The sequence below is a fragment of the Okibacterium endophyticum genome (assembly GCF_054780075.1).
Genome location: NZ_BAAGXA010000007.1, coordinates 342,310 through 362,288, shown reverse-complemented (window position 1 = coordinate 362,288; position 19,979 = coordinate 342,310). Strand labels below are relative to the sequence as shown.

The window sequence follows — 19,979 nt, the reverse complement described above, 5'->3', positions numbered from 1 at the left end:
GGCCCGATGACTCCTTTCCCTTCGCGCTCATCGATGTCGAGCGACTCGGGCTTGACGTTCGAGTACTCAGCGGCGGCATTCCTCCACGGTCATCTCGACACCGTCGACGTTGGTGAAGGCTTCGAACGCGCTCACCGAGCGACGCACCGGGTTCAGCGGATCATCGCCGATGCGAAGTTCGGAATCGTCAGTGAGCGGGCCAGCGGCGTCCGGCTGACTCTCCAGTCGCGCGCGACGTCATTGAGCCTCACGCTTCGCGAGACGGTTTATGTGCTGGGCGACGCGGCCGTGCCCCCACCGGGCGAGTTCGATGTCTACGTGGATGGGGAGCTCTTTCAATCATTGGTCGGTCCGCTCCCGACGGTGAGCCGACTGGACTCTTCCGGCCCCGACGGCGACACGGGCGCAAGTCCGGCGGCTGAGCTCGAGGTGCGCGGACTCCCCGACGAGTTGAAGCGGGTGGACATCTGGTTTCCGACACAGAGTGCGATCGATGTGAAGACGCTGCGGGCGGATGCTGACGTTCACACGGTGCGCCGATCTCCGGCTCTCGCGGCGTACGGGAGTTCCATCACGCAGGGAGTCGGGGTGACCCGGCCCTCCTTGGCATGGCCGGCGCGCGTCGCTCGTGAGCTCGATCTCGATCTGTGGAACCTCGGAATGGGTGGGAGCGCCCAACTCGATCCCTCCATGGCCACACTCATCCGAGACACCCCGCTCGACCTCCGCCTGCTCGTTCTTGAGGTCGGAATCAACATCGTGACAACCAATTCGATGAGCGAACGCGTATTCCGGTCTCTGCTCGGCAGCTTTATCGATGTGATACGTGAGCGCCACCAGCAGACCACCATCGTCTTGATCTCACCTCTTGGCTGCCCGATCCACGAAACAGACCCCGGGCCGACCATCACCATCGGGCACGACGCAACAGGGCAGCCCCTGTTCGGAGCGACGGGCTCCGAACACGCCACCGGATTGACCCTCAGGCACGTTCGCGAGATCACCCGGGAGGTCTACGAAGACCGTGCTCGCGACGACGCTCACCTGACATACGTCGACGGGCTTGAACTCCTCCCGCTAGACGCGGTGACGCAGGTTTCGGTTCCCGACAATCTTCATCCCGGCGAACAAGCGCATGGAGACATCGCGCGCGCACTTCTGCGCGGCCTACAGATGCGTTGAGCGGGGTCTAAGCGTGCGACCGTGTCGCCGCTCTATCTCGAGTGCTCTGAGGCCACGGCTGTTGCCGCATCCCGGACGGTTCGCACGTAGTCGTCGCTGCACCGTGATGTCGGAACCGCGGCGACGAGCACTCCCGTGAGCTCGCGCTCGAAGAAAACCGGCACAGCGACCGACCATGACTCCTCCGTGGATTCGCGGAAGCTGATCGCGTAGCCATCGAGACGAATCCGCTTGAGGTCGTCGAGAAGTTGGGTGGTCGTCTTCATCTCCCCAGACGCGAGCCGGAAGCCGCCGAGCGATTCGAGAAAGGCGACCAGCCAGGACGCGTTCGGATCCTCGAAGGCGAGAAGCGCCTTGCCCGCTGCCCCCACGTGGAGCTGGCCCACGTAACCCCGCGGACACACTCGGCGCACCGGTTTGCTCGACTCACGCGACGCGATACACAGGGTTTCGGTGCCTGTGCGAACAAAGAACAGACAGGTCTCGTCGATCTCGTTGTGCAGCCGGTCAACCAAACGCTGAGCCGTCGGCTCAAGTCCCGACCACGCTGTCGCGTTCATGGCGATGCGAGAGAGCGCGGGGCCGGGCGCGTACGCGCCACTTTCCGTCTGCATCACGAACCCTGATTCGCGCAAGGTCGTCAACAACCGCAAGGTGGTGCTCAGGCTTATGCTGGCCTCCACGGATAGTTCGGTCAGGCTTCGCGACTTGTTTGCAACCAAGGTGAGCAAAGAGAGCGCCCGTTGAACCGAGCGAACTACCGGCTGTGAGGCACGTTCAGAATCCGGCGACGAAGAGGCCATAACAGGAGTATGCCGCACAATGGCAGTACAGTCCCGATTTTTGTTCGCCAGAGGACGACGCCGTCCCGGTGCCGGGCCTCACAGAGACATCAGCTGACCCGCGCTGTCTCCGTGCGGGAGAAGGCGATCCGCACAGCCTGGAGCACGGCGGGAACGGTCATCCCCTTCTCTCTCAGTGCGTCGTCGGCCGGCGCCGACATTCCGAAGTCGTTGATCCCGACGATGACGCCCTCTGGGCCGGCGATCTCGGCCCACCCGAACGAGGAGGCCGCCTCGACCACAACGCGCGCGGTGAGTGCGGAGGGGATAACGGACTCCCGGTAGTCGTCAGGTTGCGACGCGAACCACTCTCGGGAGGGCATCGACACGACCCGCACGCGCAGTTCTCCGGCCTGACGCGCCGCGGCCACTGCCAGTGACACCTCACTGCCGGTGGCCACGATGACGACCTGAGGGTCGTCGCAGTCGTGCACGATGTACGCTCCGCGTCGGACACCCGCAGCGACGGCGTCTGGTGCGGTTTCGCCCACCGGGAGCGGCTGGCGGGCGACGACGATTCCGACCGGGCCACGCCAGTCCAGCGATGCCCGCCACGCGGCAACCGTTTCCACGGCATCAGCCGGGCGGATGACGGTGAAGCCCGGGATGGCGCGCAGGCTCGCGAGATGCTCGATCGGCTGATGCGTGGGACCGTCACTGCCGAGGGCGACCGAGTCGTGACTCCACAGGTAGGTGACGGGGAGCTTCATAAGCGAAGCCAGACGGATGGCCGGGCGCTGGTAGTCGCTGAACACCAGGAAAGTGCCGGAGAAGATCCGGCTACCGCCCATAAGGGCGATGCCGTTCATCGCAGCCGCCATCGCATGTTCACGCACGCCCCAGTGGATGTTCCGGCCGGCGCGTCCCGAGGTCTCCGTCTCTTCCGGCAGGAAGGATCCGCCACCGACGATAGTTGTGCGGTTCGGCTCGGCAAGGTCGGCCGATCCGCCCCAGAGCCCGGGGATGACGCCCGCGATGGCGTTGATGGCCTTTCCCGAGGCGTCGCGGGTGGCGAGAATCTGACCGGGTGCAAAGCTCGGCAGCACCGTGTCGACACTCGCCGGCACGAAGCCGGCGCGTTCCTGTTCGAGCTCGCGAGCGAGTCGCGGGTTGCGCTCTTCCCAGGCGGAGTACGCATCCGCCCAGGCGGTTCGGAGCGCCGACCCCCGGGCCAGGGCGCGGCGAGACAGGTCGAGGGCTGCGGGGTCGAGGTCGAACGGTTCGCGGCTCGAACCCAGTTCCGCTCGAGTGGCCTCTGCCTCTGCGACGCCGAGCGGCGCCCCGTGCGACGCAGCGGTGTTGGTAGCGTGCGGTGCGGGCCAGGCGATCTGCGACTTGAGAACGACGATTCGGGGTTTGTTGTGCACCGGAGCGGACAGGGCGGCATCGAGGGCCTCGACATCGACATCACCATCGTTCTTGAGCCCGACCCGGTCGACGTGCCAGCCTTGGGCGGCGAAGCGAGCCGCCGCGTCTTCGGATGAGGTCAGGGCGGTCGAGCCCTCGATCTGGATGTCGTTGTCATCGTAGATGACGACCAGATTGTCCAAACGGTGTCGACCGGCGAGGGCCGCTGCCTCGTAGGAGATGCCTTCCTGGAGGTCGCCGTCAGAGGCGATCACCCAAACGCGGCTGCCGAACGGCGAGTCCGAGATGCCGTCGTCGAAGCGAGCCTTCTGGTGCTTCAGCGCCATCGCCATGCCGACTGCGGTCGCGAGGCCCTGGCCGAGAGGGCCGGTGGTCGTTTCCACCCCGGGTGTGTGACCGAGCTCCGGATGCCCGGGGGTGCGGGAGCCGAGCGCCCGGAAGCTCTTGAGGTCGTCTAGAGTCACGTCGTAACCCGTAAGGAAGAGCTGGGTGTAGAGCAGAATGCTCGCGTGACCGCACGACAGCACGAAGCGGTCGCGTCCTGTCCAATCCGGATTCGCCGGATCGTGGCGGATGTGCTTCTGGAACAGCAGGTCCGCCACAGGCGCCAGTGCGATGGCGGTGCCCGGGTGCCCTGAACCGGCGTTTTCGACGGCATCGAGAGCCAGAAGGCGGGCAGCCGTCACTGCGGGCGACGTTGCGGCCGTGGTGTCATTCACGAAAGTTCTCCCCTGATGGAATCGGTCGACCACATCGTAGGCACGGTAATGATGTCGTCATAATGAATGAGTACGTCTCGGACGCCTAGGGAGGCGAATCGGTGAACACCACCAGCGCGAGCAAATACGTTGCTGTGCGCGAGCACCTTCGAGGGCGGATCGACGAGATGCGGCCGGGGGAGAGACTCCCCGCTGAACCGGTGCTGTGCGATGAATATGGCGTCAGTCGCATCACCCTCCGGCACGCCGTCGACGGACTTGTCGCCGACGGCAGGCTGGCCCGCGAACACGGCCGCGGCACATTCGTCATCGAGCCCCGGTACCGTATGCAGTACAGGGAACGGCTATCCGGTGCGATCATCGGTTTCCACAACCAGCAGAGAGACGAGGGGTTCGTCGTGACGAGCCGGGTGCTGGAGCAGCGGATCGCTCCCGCACGCCATGGGGTTGCAGAACCGCTCGGGATCAGCACGGCCGATCCGGTGGTCGAACTCGTGCGCCTCCGCTATGTCAACGGCACCCTCCACCATCTGGCCAAGACCTACCTGGCACGCGACCGTTTTCCCGACACCGCAACAGCCGACCTGACCGATGAGTCGCTCTACGCCTATCTCGGGGAGCGCTACGGAGTGACGCTCATGCGTAACGAACTGCTCGTCTCGCTCGAGCCCGCCGATTTCTCCTTCGCGGAGCATGTAGCGGTCGACGTCGGCGACACCCTGCTATCGGTCGCCTCCACGGTCTATGACCAGGCGAACCGGCCCGTGGCGTACGGCACGTCGTTCATGGCTCCGAACAGCAGCGAGCTCTCGTTCACGCTGCACGGCTGAGAACCCACCCGAGGGCCGCCCGCACGAGATCTGCGTGAGTCGTTGGCACGGCGAACGCCGACGACACCGCTGGGCGCCCAGCCGACGACGACGTCCCATCGCGCCCCTGGATCCTGCCGATAACAGACCGATGAACCACGCGCGGTCGTGTGGCCCAGAGCCGCCCTCCAGCGGACGACGGCGGTGCTGACGGACGAATCGTTTACCAAATCTGTTGACAGCAGGAACATAATTGATCTAGTTTTGCCACTGCACGACCGCAAAGCCACTGCATCGGTCGCTAAACGTTTACAATCTAAATATTAACAGTGTTGTTATCAGGAGGTTTGACATGTCCAAGGCGCGTATGAGGAAACTGATCGCCCTCGCCGCTGTTTTCCCCGTCGCGATATCGCTGGCCGGTTGCCAGGGCGGCGCAGGAGGTGATGGTTCGGGTGACGGCCAGAAGATCGTTGTGGCTTCTGTGAACAACGGGCCCATGATGACGATGCAGGAGCTGGCTCCGGAGTTCACCAAGAAGACAGGCATCGAGGTCGAGTTCGTGATGCTGACGGAGAACGACATCCGTTCGAAGATCCAGCAAGACGTCGCGGTCAATGGTGGGCAGTTCGACGTCGTCACGCTCGGCACGTCGGATGCCGGCACGTATCTCGAAACGGGGTGGACGGAGCCCCTGCAGCCGCTGCTCGATGAGATGCCCGAGAAAGAAAAGGCGGCATACGACCCCGATGACCTCATCGCCGGCACTGTCTCGGCCTTCTCCTCAGAGAAAGAGGGCCTGGCCGCACTGCCGTTGTACGGCGAGAGCACAATGATCATGTACCGGCAGGATCTGTTTGATGCGGCCGGTCTGACCATGCCTGAGCAGCCGACGTGGGATCAGATCCACGATTTCGCGACGCAGCTGAACGATCCCTCGACCGGTACCGTCGGTATGGCCATTCGTGGCAAGGCCGGGTACGGCGAGAACATGTATGTGTTCAACACGATCATGAACGCCTATGGTGCGCAGATCGCGGACGCGGACTGGAACGCGCAGTACGACACCCCGGAAATGGCGGAGGCCTGGGAGTTCTACCGCACGCTGCAGAAGGACGCGGGTGCGCCGGAGGCCTCGTCCAACGGATACACCGAAACGTTGAACCTCATGTCGAGCGGGAAGGCGGCGATCTACTATGACGCCACCGTGTCTGCGGACGTGTTCGAGGGCGAAGACTCGTCGGTGAGCGGGAAGATGGGCTACGCGATGTCTCCGGCGGGCCCGGGCAAAGGCAACACGCAGGCCGTCGGCGGCTGGGGAATCGGGCTCACCTCTTCGTCGCAGAACAAGGATGCGGCTTGGGATTTCATGACCTGGGTGACGTCGAAGGACTACGTCAAGCTGGTCGCAGAGAAAAAGGGCTGGTTGAACGTGCTGACCGGTGCCCGCGCATCGACCTATCAGACCCCTGAATACCAGGAGGTCGCACCGTATGCAGATCTTGTTCTCGAGTCGCTCGAAAAGGTCGACTTTGCGCATCCGGCCGTGAATGAGACCCCGTACGTCGGCAACTCACTCCCCGGCATCCCCGAGTGGTCCGGCATGGGCGAACAGATCGGGCAGATCCTCGCGGAATACATCTCTGGAAACGGCTCCACCGATGACGCGCTAGCCAAAGCGCAGGAGGTAGCCACCCAGGCGTTCAAAGACGGCGGACGCATCCAGTAGTCCGCTCTCGGGCTGTGCGGGTGCGGTCGATGCCGCAGCCGCACAGCCTTGCAACGCTGTTCCCAGAGCGTGCAACGCTCTCAACAGAGAAGGAGATGGCCTTGGCTTCCATGCAGAACCGGGTCACACGCAGCCAGACACCGCCGCGACCCGACGAAAAGACGACGAAGGCCTCCACACAGGGCCTGGTCAAACGCAGCCGGGTCAACCTGCTCACCGTTCCCGGCCTGATCGTCGTCCTGATCGTCACCCAGGTGCCGTTCCTCGTCACGATCGCCCTGTCACTCGTGAGCTGGAACGTGAGGCGTCCCGACCTTCCGGTGACCTTCAACGGCATCGAGAACTACACGTATCTCTTCACGGACGGCGACTTCTACACGGTGCTGCTGAACACCTTTAAGATCACCGTCTTCTCGCTCGTCATCGCGCTCGTCCTCGCGTTTGTCTTGGCGCTGGCGTTCAACTGGAAGTTTCCGGGGGTCGCCATCGCTCGATCGCTGCTGGTCATCCCGTACTTCGTGATGGAACCCGTGATCGGCATCGTGTGGAAAACACTGATACTGAGCCCTTCTTTCGGGATCAACGAGGTGATCGCCCGAGCCTTCGGCCTGGAGCCGATGTCGTTCTTCAGCGCCGAGAACGCGCTCAACACAGTCATCATGCTCTGTGTCTGGCAGTGGACTCCGTTCCTCTTCCTCATCCTCCTGTCGGGTCTGCAGAGCCTGCCGGAAGAGGTCCTGGAAGCCGCGAGGGTAGACGGCGCGGGTGTCCTCCGACAGATTTGGTCGTTCAAGATCCCGCTTATGAAGCCGTACTTCGCGGTGGCTGGCGTCTTCGGCCTGATCAATCTGCTCAAGGTGTTCGGGATCATCTTTGTCACGACCCAGGGGGGCCCGGGCGTGGCCTCGGCGAATCTGCCCTATTACGTGTATCGCACAGCCTTCTATGACTGGCAGGCCGGGAGATCAGCCGCAATCTCCGTGGTGATGGTCGTTCTGACGTTGATCGTCATCAACTTCTTCTTCCGTGCCCAGCGCGACGTCGTGAAACGGTGAATCGAATGCGAAAAGTTCCGATGAAAAAAGTCCTGGGCATCTTGGCCGCCGTCTTCCTCTTCGCGATCGCCATCGCCTACTCGTTCCCGATCCTGTACATGGTGTACTCCTCGTTCAAACCGGAGCAGGAGATCGCGCCACCATCGTGGACGTTCAATCCGACGATGGAAAACTATGAAGCGGTCATCAACGCGGACCTGCTGGAGCATCTGAGCAACTCGGTCGTGGTGACTCTGGTCACCGTGCTCTTGACTCTTCTGCTCGGTGTTCCCATCGCTTACACGATCGTATTCGGGCGGTTGCGCAGGCCGATGGCGCACTACAACTGGTACATCACAACGACCCTGTTGCCGGCCGTGGCCGTGATCATCCCGCTCTACCTCATCGTCAACTGGCTGGGTCTGCTCGACACCATAGTGGTTCTCGTGCTGCTGTACACGGCGATCGGCATCCCGCTGATGGTGTGGATGTGCACAACGTACATGTCGGATATCCCGATCTCGATCCTCGAAGCCGCCCAGATCGACGGATGCACGCGGTGGCAGGCCTTCGTGCGCGTGATGTTGCCGATCATCCGTGGCGGACTGATCTCGACCGCCCTGTTGGTGTTCGTCATCACGTGGAACGAGTTTCTGTTCGCGGTCTCGTTCACGTTCATCGAATCGGGCACGCTCCCTGTCTACATGAACCGCTTTATGACACAGCAGGGATTGTTCTGGGGCAAGATGTCCGCGGTGGCGACGATCGCGATCATCATTCCAGTCGTCCTGGGGTTCGTCGCTCAGAAGAGCCTGATCAGGGGCCTGCTCAGCGGGGCAGTCAAAGAATGAGAGCGGAGTTGGCGTGGAGAGATCGATGAGAGCCGCCGTTATGACGGATGTCGGTCAGCTGGTTCTTGAGGAACGGCCGCTCCCCGGAATCGGAGACGACGAGGTATTGGTCCGTGTCAGTTATGTCGGCGTGTGCGGCTCGGACATGGCCCTGTTCGAGAACGGATACATCGGCGAGAGCGTCGTACAAGAGCCGATGGTGCTCGGGCATGAGGCCTCGGGGATCGTTGTGCAGGTCGGTGGCATGGTCACGAACCTCCGCCCCGGCATGCGAGTGGCTCTCGAACCGGGGGTGCCATGTCTCAACTGCGAGTTCTGCAAAGAGGGGCACTACAACCTCTGCCCGGAGGTCCACTTCTGGGCCTCGCTCCCGGTCACCGAAGGGGCGTTCCAGGAGTACGTGCGACACCGGGCGAGCTTCTGCCATCCGTTGCCCGACAGCGTCGGTCTGCTCGAGGGAGCACTGATTGAGCCGCTGTCAGTCGCATTCCATGCCGTCCGCAGATCAGGCATCGAACTCGGAGACCGCGCCGTTGTGCTCGGCGCGGGATGCATCGGGCTGCTGACGCTCTTGACGCTGCGGGCCGCGGGTGTGCGCGACGTTGTGGTGGTGGACCTCGTGGACAACCGTCTCGATCTGGCATCTCGGCTGGGTGCCGAAGTCGTCAATGCGGGCACAACCTCGGACCTGTTCGCGACGTTGTCCGATCGATTCGGTCACGGCCCTGATGTCGTCTTCGAGACAGCGGGGAATCGGATGACGATGGATCAGTCGATACGGATCGTCAAACCCGGCGGCACAGTCACCTTCGTCGGATACACGAAGGACGGGCGCGCGGATCTCAACGTGAACCTGTTGATCGACAAGGAGGTCACGGTGAAGACGGTTTTCCGATACCGGAACGTCTACCCGAAGGCGATCGCTGCCGTGGCGGCAGGTGTGATCCCGCTCGGCGACGTTGTGTCTGCGATCTACCCCTTCGAGGATATCCAGCAGGGGATGGAACACGCGGTCCACAACAAGGCAGCTGTGACCAAGTGCGTGATCTGCGTAACCCCCGAGGCATGATGCGGGAGTCCACATGGCTGGCCGCCGGAGTCGACTACGGCACCGATTCAGTACGAGTCACGGTGCTTGACGCATCGTCTGGCACAACCGTGATGACGGTCAGCCGCCCGTATCCGCGTTGGTCGGCGGGTGAGTACTGCGACCCCAAGAGCGGGCGGTTTCGGCAGCATCCGCTCGACCATCTCGAGACTCTTGAGGCCTGCTTCGCTGAGATCGGCGACCGTCTAGGCGACTGTGCGATACGTGCACTCGCGATCGATACAACCGGCTCGACCCCCGTGCCCGTCGACCGCCATGGCGTTCCCCTCGCGCTGCTGGACGAGTTCGCCGATGAGCCCGACGCTATGTTCTGGCTCTGGAAAGACCGGACCTCGACGGAGGAGGCCGGCGTCATCGACCACGCCTTGTCGACGGCCGATCCCGATCACACCATGTTCCAGGGCGTCTACAGCTCTGAGTGGTGGTGGGCCAAGATTCTGCGCGCGACGACGATCAATGAGAGGATCCGCGCTCACGCCTACTCCTGGGTGGAACACTCGGACTGGCTGCCGAACATGCTCGTCGGTGTGCAGGACGTGAATCAGTTCAGCCGGAATGCGTGCGCGGCCGGGCATAAGGTTCTCTACAGCGAAAGGCTGGGCGGCATGATCGCCGCTGATGTGCTTGCCGGGATCGATTCGTATCTGGCCGAGGTGCGCGAGACGTTCCAGACACCGCCAGTGCCGGCGGGGACGCGGCTGGGGACGCTTTGCCCGGCGTGGGCAGAACGCTTGCGGCTGTCCACCGAGACAGTCGTTGGCGCCGGCTCGCTTGATGCGCATGCCGGAGGCGTCGGCGCCGGCATCGACGCTCGCAGCCTGGTGAAGGTGATGGGGACGTCGACGGTCGATCTGTTCCTCACGGACTATGAGTCGATCGAGGGCGCTGATCTGCGCCGCGTGTGCGGGATCGCCGAGGACTCGATCGTGCCGGGATACCTCGGCGGCGAGACGAGCCAGGCAGCCTTCGGAGACCTCTTTGCCTGGTACGCGCGAATGCTCGCGTGGCCCATTCACAATGTGGTCGCATCGCAGTTGCGTGCCGTGATGCCCGAGGCGGAGGTTGCCGCTCTCAGCACGCGAACCAGCGATGCGATGCTGAGTGCGCTCGAAGCGGAGGTGCTGCTCCGCGAGCCGGGCGACATCGTCGCCCTCGACTGGATCAACGGGCGTCGTTACCCGGATGTCGACGAGGACGCGAGCGCTGCCCTTGTCGGGCTGCGCATCGGCCATGACGCCGTCGACATCTATCGAGCACTGGTCGAGGCGGCGGTGCTCGGCAGCAAGGCGATCTACGACGGTCTCTCGGCAGCGGGAGTCCGGTTCGAGCGTGTGATACTCGTCGGCGGCATCGCGAGGAAGTCTCCCTTGATCTGCCAGAGCATCGCGGACGCCCTGAACACCGAGGTCCTGGTCTGTGAGGAGCACGAGGTCTGTGCCCTGGGCGCTGCGATGTACGCGGCCACGGCCGCCGGGTTCTTCGCCGGACTGCCTGCCGCTCAGGAGCACCTCCGTGGAGGATTCGCGGCGCGGTACACGCCCTCCCCGGAGGATGTGGCTCGGTTCGAAGCAGCGTTCGACAGGTACCGTGCTGCCGGTAGATTGGTCGGAGAGTTTGGGGATGCGCTCGGCGTCCGTCCAAATGTGGGAGGACACTGATGCGAGGGCCCCGGCGCGTGAATCCAGATGAGGTTCTCGGCCTCATCCTGCAGCGGGCTCCGATCTCGCGCTCCGATCTCGCGCGCGAAGCCGATCTCAGCCGCGCTGCGGTGACTCTGCTCGTCCAGGAGTTCATCGCGCTGGGCATCGTGCAGGACAACATTCCCACACTCTCGGCAGGCGGACGACGGGCGACCGGGATCCGCCTGGATCTGAGACAGTTCTTTATGGTCGCGCTGCGCATCAACCGGTATCAGCTCACGTTCCGGGTCTTCGACGGATCCGGCCAGGCCGACGAGACGATCGACATTCCGATCGACCCTGGCATCAAGATCGAACCCATTCTCGAGCTGATCGGTGTGACCATCCGGCAGATCCTGGCAACTCGTGACGAGCGGTTCTTCCTCGGGGTGTCGATCTCGAGTCTGGGCTGGCTTTTCGAGAACAACGGCGAGATCATCCTCCACACGGACGGGTTCTCGGAGTTGGGCAAGAGAGACATCCGCGCCGAAGTGCAGGCGATGTTCCCGGAATGGCCGGTGCTGCTCGAGCACGACGCGAAGACCAGCGCTCTCGCCGAGTACCAGGACCACGTTGTGCAGACGGGTAGAAAGCCGGTGTGCTTGCTGAACATCGTCGGCGGCATCGGCTTCGGCGGGGGGATCGTCATCGACGGCAAGATCTTCCGCGGAAGCAACGGCGTCGCGGGTGAAGTCGGGCACCTGGGCATCAACTTCAATTCGGCGATCTACACACGCAACATCGAGACCACTGACTTCAACGGTCTCTTAGAGGATTTCGCCTCTCCGCGCGCGCTTCGTCAGCACGTGACGAGTCGGCTACTGGATTTTCCGGAATCGCCGTTGACGGAGGGCTCGACCCCTGAGGAGATCTACGCGGCGTTCGATGCCGGTGACCCGCTCGCGGCCTGGGCGATCGACCGCGTATGCCAGCTCCTCGCCTACGGTCTGGCCGGCCTCGTGTTCGTGCTCGACCCCGACGTCATCGTTCTGGGCGACGCCTTCCCCGCGTCGAAAGCGATGCTCGAACGCATCCGGGCGCGCTTAGCGGGTTACCTCCCCTCGGTGCTCGTTGAGCGACTCGACCTCAAGGTCTCTGAACGGGGCACGTCTGGGGTGCTGTATGGCTCCTATCTGCTGCTCATACAGTGGTATGTGTCCCGCGGCAAGCTCTTCGAACGGATACAGACCTCGCAAACCGGGCAGACCTCGCGAAACACCGCAGTATGACCCGCGTACGAACGGTTTGCACTCCCGGAGATCACCATGCACTCGCTTGAGCCCGGCACTGTCGCCGTCGTCACCGGCGCCGCCGGTGGGATCGGCCTTGCAATCGTCTCAGCGATAGCGGCCGAGGGTGTGTCCGTCGCCTGCGTCGACCGCGAGGGAGCGGACTTCTCTTCGGCGTTGGCGGTCTGCGCGGACGCGGGCGTGCAGGCACTCGCCGTCGAGGCCGATGTCCGCGATCGTGCAGCGATGCGTGAGGCCGCCCTCCGGTCGGCTTCGCTGGGGACGGTGCGCTACGGCGTCAACTGCGCGGGCATCGACCATCTGCAGGCGAGCGTCGGTATGCCGACGTCCGACTGGAACCGCGTGCTCGATGTCAACCTCACCGGGGTGCTGTTCAGCTGTCTCGCCGAGTATGAGGTGATGCAGGAGCGCGGCGGGTCGATTGTCAACATCGCCTCGGCTTCCGGCACGATATACAACCGCGGCGCCGAGCCGCATATCGGCTACAGCGCCTCGAAGGCGGGTGTCATCCACCTGTCTCGCACGCTCGCCGTCGAGTGGGTGCCACAGCGGATCCGCGTGAACGCGGTGAGCCCGGGGTACACCCGCACAGAGATGACCGATCGGAACCCTGCGGAGTTGAACGCATATCTCGCGGATCAGGCCCCGATGGGTCGGATGGCCGAGGTGTCGGAGATCGCCGCTCCCGTTGTGTTCCTGCTCGGGGAGGGCGCGGCCTATGTGAACGGCGTGAACCTGCCCATCGACGGCGCGCTCACGGCCTGGTAGCCGGTTAGACGGCGCATGCCCGACGCGGCTCCCGGCACGCCCGGGTCACATCGAGGGTGCCCGAACCCCTGACTCGTCGTCCAGCGATGGAGTCCGAGGCGGGGGAGTGCGCCGACGACCCGTCTTCTCGAAGGCAGCCGCCAGCGCGAGCAGAGCCGTGTCGTCGTAGGCCCGGCCCGCGAACGTCAGGCCGACCGGCATCCCGATATCTGCCATCGTGCCCAACGGCACCGTCACCGTCGGCACGCCGAAGTGGCGTATCGCGAGGTTGCCGTTCGCGACCCACACGCCATTGCGCCACGCGAGGTCGGCGGACGCCAGGTTCTTGTCGGCGTCGGCGGGACCGACATCCGCCATCGCCGGAAAGACGACGGCGTCCAGCCCCCGCTCGTCCATCCAGTGCTCAAGGTCGACACGACGTGTCTGCTCGAGACCGCGCACGCCCTTCTCGAGGTGAGGGATCTCGGTCATCGCCCCGACGGGATGCTCGCGCACATGCTGCGGATAGCTCGCGATGTCGTCGTCGAAGCCGGTGTAGCGGTCGGGAAGGGCTCCCGGCGGATGCGGAAAGATCTGTGTGCCGTCGACCTCGGCCAGACTGTTCAACAGCGGGTCGCCGTTGGCTCGGAGAAAATCGTCCCACGCCCATGCCGACAGATCGACGATCTCGCGACGCAGAAAGCTCGGCGACACCAGACCGCGGGTCGCGATCGTCGGCGCATCCGGCCGATCGCCCTCATAGTTCGACACGAGCGGGAAATCGACCTCGATGACCGTCGCGCCGGCGGCCTCGAGGTCGGCGCGCGCCGCTTTCCACAACGCCATCACGGAGTCCCGCACGACGATGCGCCGGCCGGTCGCTCCGCCGATGCCGGGGTTCTCGGCCGTGCCTGCCGCATCGTCCGCATTGACGTACATACGCGGAACGCCCAGGCGCTTGCCGTCAAAGCGGTCACGCGCGGTCACGGGATCGCCCGCCGCGAGAGCGAGGTACGACTCCGGCCGAACCTCTGACGCGGGCGGGAGCGGAACCCACGGCTGCATACGCCAGAAGTCGCCGCGGGTCTCGGGGTCGTCGGCGACAATGACGTCGAGCACCGTGAGCATGTCGGTCATCGAGCGGGTATGCGGCACCACAACGTCCATCGTGGGTGTGAGCGGCCAGTTGCCGCGCACCGAGATCACGCCGCGTGAGGGGGTGTACGCGCACAACCCGTTGCACGATGCCGGCGCGCGGCCGCTCGACCATGTCTCTTCGCCCAGCCCGAACACGGCGAAGCTCGCAGCCGTCGCGGTTCCCGAACCGTTCGACGAGCCGGAGCCGAACGCCGACGTCAGGTAATCGGCGTTGTACGGGCTCTCGGCCCGTCCGTACAGTCCGCGCTGCATGCCTCCGTTCGCCATCGGCGGCATATTGGTCAGACCCAGGCAGATCGCTCCACCCGCCCGCAGCCGCGCGATCGTGAACGCGTCGCGCTGCGCGACGAGGCCGGCGAAGGCGGGACTGCCCGCCGCTGCGGTGAGCCCGCGCACGAGATAGCTGTCTTTCGCGGTGTACGGGATGCCGTCGAGCGGGCCGAGCGTTTCTCCGGCTGCGCGGCGTGCGTCGGATGCCGCGGCCTCGGTGAGCACGTCGGGATTGCGCACCACAACGGAGTTCAGCGCCGTCGGTGTGTCGGGGGCGTCGTAGGCGTCCATCCGGGCGAGATGCGCCCGGACGAGGTCAACGGCGGTGGTGGTTCCGTCGGCGAGGGCACGATGCAGGTCGGCGATGGACGCCTCGTGGACGTCGATCATGGAGCGACCTTCGGCTGTTGCTGGGTGATGCAGTGGATCCCGCCGCCGCGGGCGAAGAGCTCGCGAGCATCCACTGTGACGACCGACCGGCCGGGATATACGTCCGCGAGGATTGCGCGCGCGCGTCCGTCGGCATCGGGCTCGGCGAAGCCGCAGGCGATCACTCCGCCGTTGACGACGAGGTGATTGACGTAGCTCCAGTCGACCCAGCCCTCGTCGTCGCGCAGCGTTGCGGGCGCAGGCAGGCCGACGATCGTGAACGGGCGGCCTTCGGCGTCCGTTTCCTGCGTGAGGAAGACGCGCAGCTCGCGTGACACCGCGTGATCGGGGTGCCGGGGATCCTGCTGGTCGTGCAGCAGCAGCGTGCCGGGTGAGGGGAGGGCGGCCACGATGTCGACATGACCGCTCGTGCCGAACTCGCCGTAGTCACGCGTGAGGCCGCGCGGCAGCCACACGGCGTGCGTGGCGCCGATGGTGCGCTGAAGCTCCGCCTCGACGCGCGCTCGGTCTGCATAGGGGTTGCGACGCGGGTCGAGCTGCACCGTCTCGGTGAGAAGCACTGTGCCCTCGCCGTCGACGTGAATGCCACCACCCTCGTTCACGAGCAGCGAGCTGATCACCTCGGCGCCGCTGGCCTCGGCCACCTCGCGGGCGAGCCCGGCCGACAGCCGCCACTCGGCCCACTCGTGGTCGCCCCAGCCGTTGAACGTCCAGTCGACAGCGCCGAGCACCCCGGGACGGTCAGTGTCGACGACGAAGGTCGGACCGACGTCCCGCATCCAGAACTCGTCGACCGGCGCCTCGAACAGCTCGATCGCGCCCGACAGCATTCGACGCGCGCGGGCGGCCTCGCTCGGGTCGACGACCATCATGACCGGCTCGAACTCGGCCACGGCGTGCGCGACCGCCGTCCATGCAGCGTAGCCGGCCTCTCGTTCGGCATCGGTGCCGCCGAGGGTGATGCCTTCGCGTGGGAACGCCATCCACGTTCGCTCGTGTGGCGCCGTCTCTGACGGCATACTCCAACTCATCGTTCTTCCTTTGCGGTGTAGCGTGATCGCCCGGCGACGATCGTCGTGACGACGCGCGCCTCGAGCAATGACGCCGCCCCCTCGACGAAAGGGTCGACGTCGAGCACAATGACGTCGGCGGCGAAGCCCGGCGCGATGCGTCCGCGCCAGTCGCCGTCGCCGACCGAAGCGGCGGCGTCACGCGTCGCATGCCCGATAGCGCGCTCGAGCGGCAGCGCATGGTTCGGATGCACGGCAGGCGCCGAACGGTCGAGGGCCGACGCGCGCGTCGTCGCGACGTACATGTTCGCCAGCGGATCGTGCGGCGCGGTCGGCGCGTCCGTCGAGAACGACAACAGCGCCCCGGCATCCTCGTACTCCGGCCACGGGAACGCCCGGTCGACCCGCTCGTCCCCGAGTTGCAGAGCCCAGTTGGCGAAGATCGCCGGGTCGGCGTGCACCGGCTGCATTGATGCCGTCACCCCGAGCCGGGCCATGCGTTCGGCAGTTCCCGGCGCGGCGTACTCGAGGTGCTCGATGCGGTGCCGCCGAGCGCGGTCGCCGTTCCGGGTGATCGCGTGCTCGATCGCGTCGAGGGCGATGTCGCTCGCATAGTCACCGATCGCATGCTGGGCGACCTGCAGGCCCGCCGCATCAGCGGCCGCGACGACCGGCTTCAGCTGCTCGAGCGGCCAGATGGGGTCGGCGTTCGAGCCGTTGGCATACGGGCGCCGCATCGCTGCAGTGCACGCGTCGATCACCCCGTCGAGGATGAGCTTGATGCCGACGATCCGAAGCCACGGCGGCGAGGGATCGTTGGCGAGTTCGGCCGCGCGCGCCACTTGCGCGAGGTTCGCCGCCTGGTCGCCGGTGTTGTTGACGATCCAGTGCGCTGCGATGCGGATGGGCAGCTCGCCGCCATGACGTCTCTGCGCGCGTCGGAACGCGGCGAGCCCGAACTCGTCGAAGGCCATGTCGACGACGCCCGTGACTCCGGCGGCGAGATAGGCGTCGATGACCCGCTCCACGTCGTGGTCGCGGTCCGTGTCGGTCGTCGTCGCATCGCGATGCGCCCACGCGTACTGCGTCGCCGCCGTTTCGTACAGCAGCCCGGTCGGGTCGCCGTCGGCGTCACGAGCGATTTCTCCGCCCGGCGGGTCCGGGGTCTCACGGGTGATTCCGAGCTCGGCCAGGGCCGCGGTGTTGACCCAGCAGGAGTGGTAGTCGTTCGCGTCGAGGTAGACGGGTATGTCTGCAACTGCCGCGTCGATCATCGCCGCGGTCGGTGCGCCACCGGCGACAGAGTCGAAGAGCCATCCGCGGCCGCGGAGCACCTTCGCATCCGGATTCTCGGCACGGGCGTCGCGCAGGGCGCTCTGGATCTCGTCGAGCGTCCGGGCATCGGTGAGGTGCACCTGCCCGAGTGCGGCTCCCATCATCAGCAAGTGGGTGTGGGCATCGGTGAATCCGGGCAGCACGAGCCGGCGCTCGAGGTCGACGGTTGTGTCGGCGGCCGGCGCATTGTCACTGTCGCCGACGTACGAGATGGTGTCGCCGTCGAGGGCGAAGGCCTCGGCCCAGGCCTTCGCGGGATCGGGATCGGCGGTGAAGACGCGGCAGTTGACGTAGAGGGAGGTCACGGCCGGCCCTTCTTTCCGAGCGGCGTCCGCTGCAGGCCGGCATACAGAAGGCCGGCCACCAGCATCCCTGCCGGCACGGAGAGGTCGATGGAACCCGTCGTCTGCGCGATCGGCCCTGACCACACGTCCGTCGCCAGGCACAGCGCGGTTGCGAGACCGCCGAGCAGAAGTGCCGCGATGCCGGGGATGCTCCATCCGCCGGTGTACCAGTACCGGCCGCCCGGACGGGTGTCGAACAGCTCGACCCCGTCGTACGCGTTGCGGCGAAGGATGAGATCGACAACGAAAATGGCCATGGCCGGGCCTGAGACGATGACGAGGAACTGCAGCATAAGATTCGCGGCTTGCAGCAGACTCGAAGACAGCACGAGGTAGATCGTGAGCGCGGTGCCCACCACTCCGACGATGATCGTTGCGACGATGCGGCGCATCCGGAACCCGATGGACTGCAGGGCCATGCTGGAGGTGTAGGCGGTCATGGCGTTGAGCGCGATCGTGTTGATGACGACGCCGACCACAAGAAGTGGGCCGACCCATGCCGGCAGCAGGTCGAGCAGGGCCACGTCGAGCCCGGCGTCGAACGCCGCGGGGCTGAGGCCCGTCGCCAGCAGCGCGCCGACCGTTGTGAACACGATGAACGGCACGGCGCCGCCGAGCGCGGTTGCGGCAGCGATGCGCGTCGGCTTCGTGGAACGGGGCAGGTAGCGGGCGATGTCGGGGCTGTTGATGAACGACAGCGGCGTCGAAGCGAGGATCGTGAATCCGATCGACATCGACGACCACAGGGCCACACCGCTCAGCGGCTCCGGTGCCGAGTACTGCCAATCGACTGTCGGCAGGATGAACGCGGCCACGACGAGGAAGATGACGAACAACGCCGTGGCCATGGCCGGGTAGATTCGCAGAATCAGTCCGTGGCCGTAGATTGCGACGAGAATGGTGACCGCCGAGACGACGAGGGTCACGCCGATGGGCACCCACACGGGGTCGTCGAGCCCCACCCGTCGCAGCAGATCTGCACCCATAAACGATGAGGCGAGCCAGGTCAACGACAAGAACACGGCGCCGATGAACCAGCCGACGAAGGCGACGAAGAACCTGTTGCCGAAGACACCGTACATGGCGCGCGTCACGACCGAGCCGGAGGTTCCCGCCGCCGGGCCGCTCGCAGCGATGACACCCGGAAGGATCCACAGCAGCGAGGCGGCCACGATCACGGCAATCGCCTGCCACACCTGGAGCCCCAATAGGATCAGCGTCGCGCCGATGGTGAGGTTCAGGATGCTGACGTTCGGAGCCGCCCAGACGAAGAAGAGGGAGCGCGCCCGGCCGTGTCGCTCAGCGTCGTCGATCAATTCGATGCCTCGCGTCTCGGGGCGGGAGGCGGCGTCGGCGAATGTCGTGTCGTGGGCCGTGATGTTGGTCATGGGATTCCTCTCGGACCGAGCGTCATCGCTATTGGTCACGCGCCCAATAGACTATTGGTCACACATTCAATAGCATTGGCGCTATGACGTCAAGTGCCAATTCCGCTCGGTCGCGCAAGCGTCCAGAGGAGCGACGGGAGGAAATCCTCTCGCACGCCGCAGCCATCGCCCTCGAGGAGGGCCTCGAGCGGATCACATTGCGCACCGTCGCCGAGCGCCTCGCGGTGCGTCCCGGCCTCATCACGCACTACTTTCCCGCTGCCGAAGATCTGGTCATAAACGCCTTCGCGCGTGCCGCCGTGCTCGAACGCGAGCAGTTCTTCCCGGCGGGCGGGGATCCGGTCGCACGCGTGGCGCACTTCGTGCGCCACATCGAGAGCGGTGCTTCCTCGTCGCTCGCCCAGTTGTGGCTGAACGCGCGCCATCTCTCCCGATTCAGCCCATCCCTTCGCGCTGTCCTCGAGGAGCAGGACGCCCTCGACCGCGCACGTATGACCACCCTGATCGACGACGGCATCGCCTCGGGTGATTTCGTCGACGTCGATGCCGAGACGGCCTGCACCCGGATCTTCATCGCCGTCGACGGCGTCGGTTCCTATGTGAACAGCACGGCCGATCACGAACATCCGGCACACAAACACTTTCTCGCCGACATCGCCGAGTGGGCACTCGGGCTCGAGCCGGGAAGGCTGCGGGATGTGATCGACCGGAGGTGAGCGGACTGCGCGACGGGCTCACGGTGCCAGCGTCGGGTTCTCGCGGATAC

Annotated in this window: 16 protein-coding genes and 1 pseudogene; 10 read left to right on the top strand and 7 right to left on the bottom strand. The window is 65.2% G+C overall.

Annotated features, from left to right (window positions below; all coding sequences use genetic code 11):
- The first annotated feature begins 6 nt into the window (after positions 1-6).
- Positions 7-1,182, top strand: a complete 1,176-nt coding sequence (locus tag ACYVF5_RS11560) for an SGNH/GDSL hydrolase family protein (RefSeq protein WP_460946463.1) — start codon at positions 7-9, stop codon at positions 1,180-1,182.
- A 32-nt stretch (positions 1,183-1,214) separates the two neighbouring features.
- Here the strand turns inward: ACYVF5_RS11560 and ACYVF5_RS11555 are convergent, their stop codons facing one another.
- The 3 genes and pseudogenes from ACYVF5_RS11555 to tkt form a co-directional block, all read right to left on the bottom strand.
- Entirely contained in the window at positions 1,215-1,796 is a 582-nt protein-coding gene (locus ACYVF5_RS11555) for an IclR family transcriptional regulator (RefSeq protein ID WP_460946647.1), read from the bottom strand.
- Positions 1,797-1,802: 6 nt separating this feature from the next.
- Positions 1,803-1,985 (bottom strand): annotated as a pseudogene (locus ACYVF5_RS11550) (helix-turn-helix domain-containing protein); the annotation flags it as partial.
- 89 nt (positions 1,986-2,074) lie between these two features.
- Entirely contained in the window at positions 2,075-4,111 is a 2,037-nt protein-coding gene (tkt, locus tag ACYVF5_RS11545) for a transketolase (RefSeq protein ID WP_460946461.1), read from the bottom strand.
- Between the two features lie 101 nt (positions 4,112-4,212).
- On the opposite strand from tkt, the gene ACYVF5_RS11540 reads away from it, so the two are divergent.
- The 8 genes from ACYVF5_RS11540 (at position 4,213) to ACYVF5_RS11505 (ending at position 13,339) form a co-directional block, all read left to right on the top strand.
- Positions 4,213-4,941, top strand: coding sequence for a GntR family transcriptional regulator (locus ACYVF5_RS11540; protein WP_460946459.1), 729 nt, complete (start codon positions 4,213-4,215; stop codon positions 4,939-4,941).
- A gap of 346 nt (positions 4,942-5,287) precedes the next feature.
- Positions 5,288-6,649: an ABC transporter substrate-binding protein gene (locus ACYVF5_RS11535; RefSeq protein WP_460946457.1), complete on the top strand. Its 1,362-nt coding sequence runs from the start codon at positions 5,288-5,290 to the stop codon at positions 6,647-6,649.
- A gap of 101 nt (positions 6,650-6,750) precedes the next feature.
- Positions 6,751-7,704: a carbohydrate ABC transporter permease gene (locus ACYVF5_RS11530; RefSeq protein WP_460946455.1), complete on the top strand. Its 954-nt coding sequence runs from the start codon at positions 6,751-6,753 to the stop codon at positions 7,702-7,704.
- 5 nt (positions 7,705-7,709) lie between these two features.
- Complete coding sequence (locus tag ACYVF5_RS11525) at positions 7,710-8,534, top strand: carbohydrate ABC transporter permease (RefSeq protein ID WP_460946453.1); 825 nt, start codon at positions 7,710-7,712, stop codon at positions 8,532-8,534.
- 25 nt (positions 8,535-8,559) lie between these two features.
- Complete coding sequence (locus ACYVF5_RS11520) at positions 8,560-9,603, top strand: NAD(P)-dependent alcohol dehydrogenase (RefSeq protein WP_460946451.1); 1,044 nt, start codon at positions 8,560-8,562, stop codon at positions 9,601-9,603.
- The gene (locus ACYVF5_RS11515) at positions 9,603-11,300 is read left to right on the top strand and encodes a ribulokinase (RefSeq protein ID WP_460946449.1); all 1,698 of its coding nucleotides are present in this window, start codon (positions 9,603-9,605) and stop codon (positions 11,298-11,300) included. The genes ACYVF5_RS11520 and ACYVF5_RS11515 overlap by 1 nt, the downstream gene beginning before the upstream one ends.
- 17 nt (positions 11,301-11,317) lie before the next feature.
- Entirely contained in the window at positions 11,318-12,550 is a 1,233-nt protein-coding gene (locus ACYVF5_RS11510; RefSeq protein WP_460946447.1) for an ROK family protein, read from the top strand.
- Between the two features lie 36 nt (positions 12,551-12,586).
- On the top strand, positions 12,587-13,339 hold the full coding sequence (locus tag ACYVF5_RS11505; protein ID WP_460946445.1) for an SDR family oxidoreductase: 753 nt from the start codon (positions 12,587-12,589) through the stop codon (positions 13,337-13,339).
- Positions 13,340-13,384: 45 nt separating this feature from the next.
- Here ACYVF5_RS11505 and ACYVF5_RS11500 read toward each other — a convergent pair whose 3' ends face one another.
- From ACYVF5_RS11500 to ACYVF5_RS11485, 4 genes are read right to left on the bottom strand one after another with little or no spacing between them, the layout of a single operon-like run.
- Positions 13,385-15,136 carry an amidase gene (locus ACYVF5_RS11500; RefSeq protein ID WP_460946443.1) on the bottom strand — a complete coding sequence of 584 codons (1,752 nt, stop codon included), beginning with the start codon at positions 15,134-15,136 and terminating at the stop codon, positions 13,385-13,387.
- Positions 15,133-16,167: an agmatine deiminase family protein gene (locus ACYVF5_RS11495; RefSeq protein ID WP_460946441.1), complete on the bottom strand. Its 1,035-nt coding sequence runs from the start codon at positions 16,165-16,167 to the stop codon at positions 15,133-15,135. Before ACYVF5_RS11495 ends, ACYVF5_RS11500 begins: the two co-directional genes overlap by 4 nt.
- Positions 16,164-17,786 (bottom strand): amidohydrolase, encoded by a 1,623-nt coding sequence (locus tag ACYVF5_RS11490; RefSeq protein ID WP_460946439.1) that lies wholly within the window; start codon positions 17,784-17,786, stop codon positions 16,164-16,166. Before ACYVF5_RS11490 ends, ACYVF5_RS11495 begins: the two co-directional genes overlap by 4 nt.
- The gene (locus ACYVF5_RS11485) at positions 17,783-19,213 is read right to left on the bottom strand and encodes a purine-cytosine permease family protein (RefSeq protein WP_460946437.1); all 1,431 of its coding nucleotides are present in this window, start codon (positions 19,211-19,213) and stop codon (positions 17,783-17,785) included. Before ACYVF5_RS11485 ends, ACYVF5_RS11490 begins: the two co-directional genes overlap by 4 nt.
- 83 nt (positions 19,214-19,296) lie before the next feature.
- On the opposite strand from ACYVF5_RS11485, the gene ACYVF5_RS11480 reads away from it, so the two are divergent.
- Positions 19,297-19,929: a TetR family transcriptional regulator gene (locus ACYVF5_RS11480; protein WP_460946435.1), complete on the top strand. Its 633-nt coding sequence runs from the start codon at positions 19,297-19,299 to the stop codon at positions 19,927-19,929.
- The last annotated feature ends 50 nt before the right edge of the window (positions 19,930-19,979 follow it).

Coding starts and splice junctions, on each gene's coding strand:
- ACYVF5_RS11560 (WP_460946463.1), top strand. CDS start 7: ATGACTCCTTTCCCTTCGCGCTCATCGATGTCGAGCGACTCGGGCTTG.
- ACYVF5_RS11555 (WP_460946647.1), bottom strand. CDS start 1,796: ATGCAGACGGAAAGTGGCGCGTACGCGCCCGGCCCCGCGCTCTCTCGC.
- ACYVF5_RS11535 (WP_460946457.1), top strand. CDS start 5,288: ATGAGGAAACTGATCGCCCTCGCCGCTGTTTTCCCCGTCGCGATATCG.
- ACYVF5_RS11525 (WP_460946453.1), top strand. CDS start 7,710: ATGCGAAAAGTTCCGATGAAAAAAGTCCTGGGCATCTTGGCCGCCGTC.
- ACYVF5_RS11520 (WP_460946451.1), top strand. CDS start 8,560: ATGAGAGCCGCCGTTATGACGGATGTCGGTCAGCTGGTTCTTGAGGAA.
- ACYVF5_RS11515 (WP_460946449.1), top strand. CDS start 9,603: ATGCGGGAGTCCACATGGCTGGCCGCCGGAGTCGACTACGGCACCGAT.
- ACYVF5_RS11505 (WP_460946445.1), top strand. CDS start 12,587: ATGCACTCGCTTGAGCCCGGCACTGTCGCCGTCGTCACCGGCGCCGCC.
- ACYVF5_RS11500 (WP_460946443.1), bottom strand. CDS start 15,136: ATGATCGACGTCCACGAGGCGTCCATCGCCGACCTGCATCGTGCCCTC.
- ACYVF5_RS11495 (WP_460946441.1), bottom strand. CDS start 16,167: ATGAGTTGGAGTATGCCGTCAGAGACGGCGCCACACGAGCGAACGTGG.
- ACYVF5_RS11485 (WP_460946437.1), bottom strand. CDS start 19,213: ATGACCAACATCACGGCCCACGACACGACATTCGCCGACGCCGCCTCC.
- ACYVF5_RS11480 (WP_460946435.1), top strand. CDS start 19,297: ATGACGTCAAGTGCCAATTCCGCTCGGTCGCGCAAGCGTCCAGAGGAG.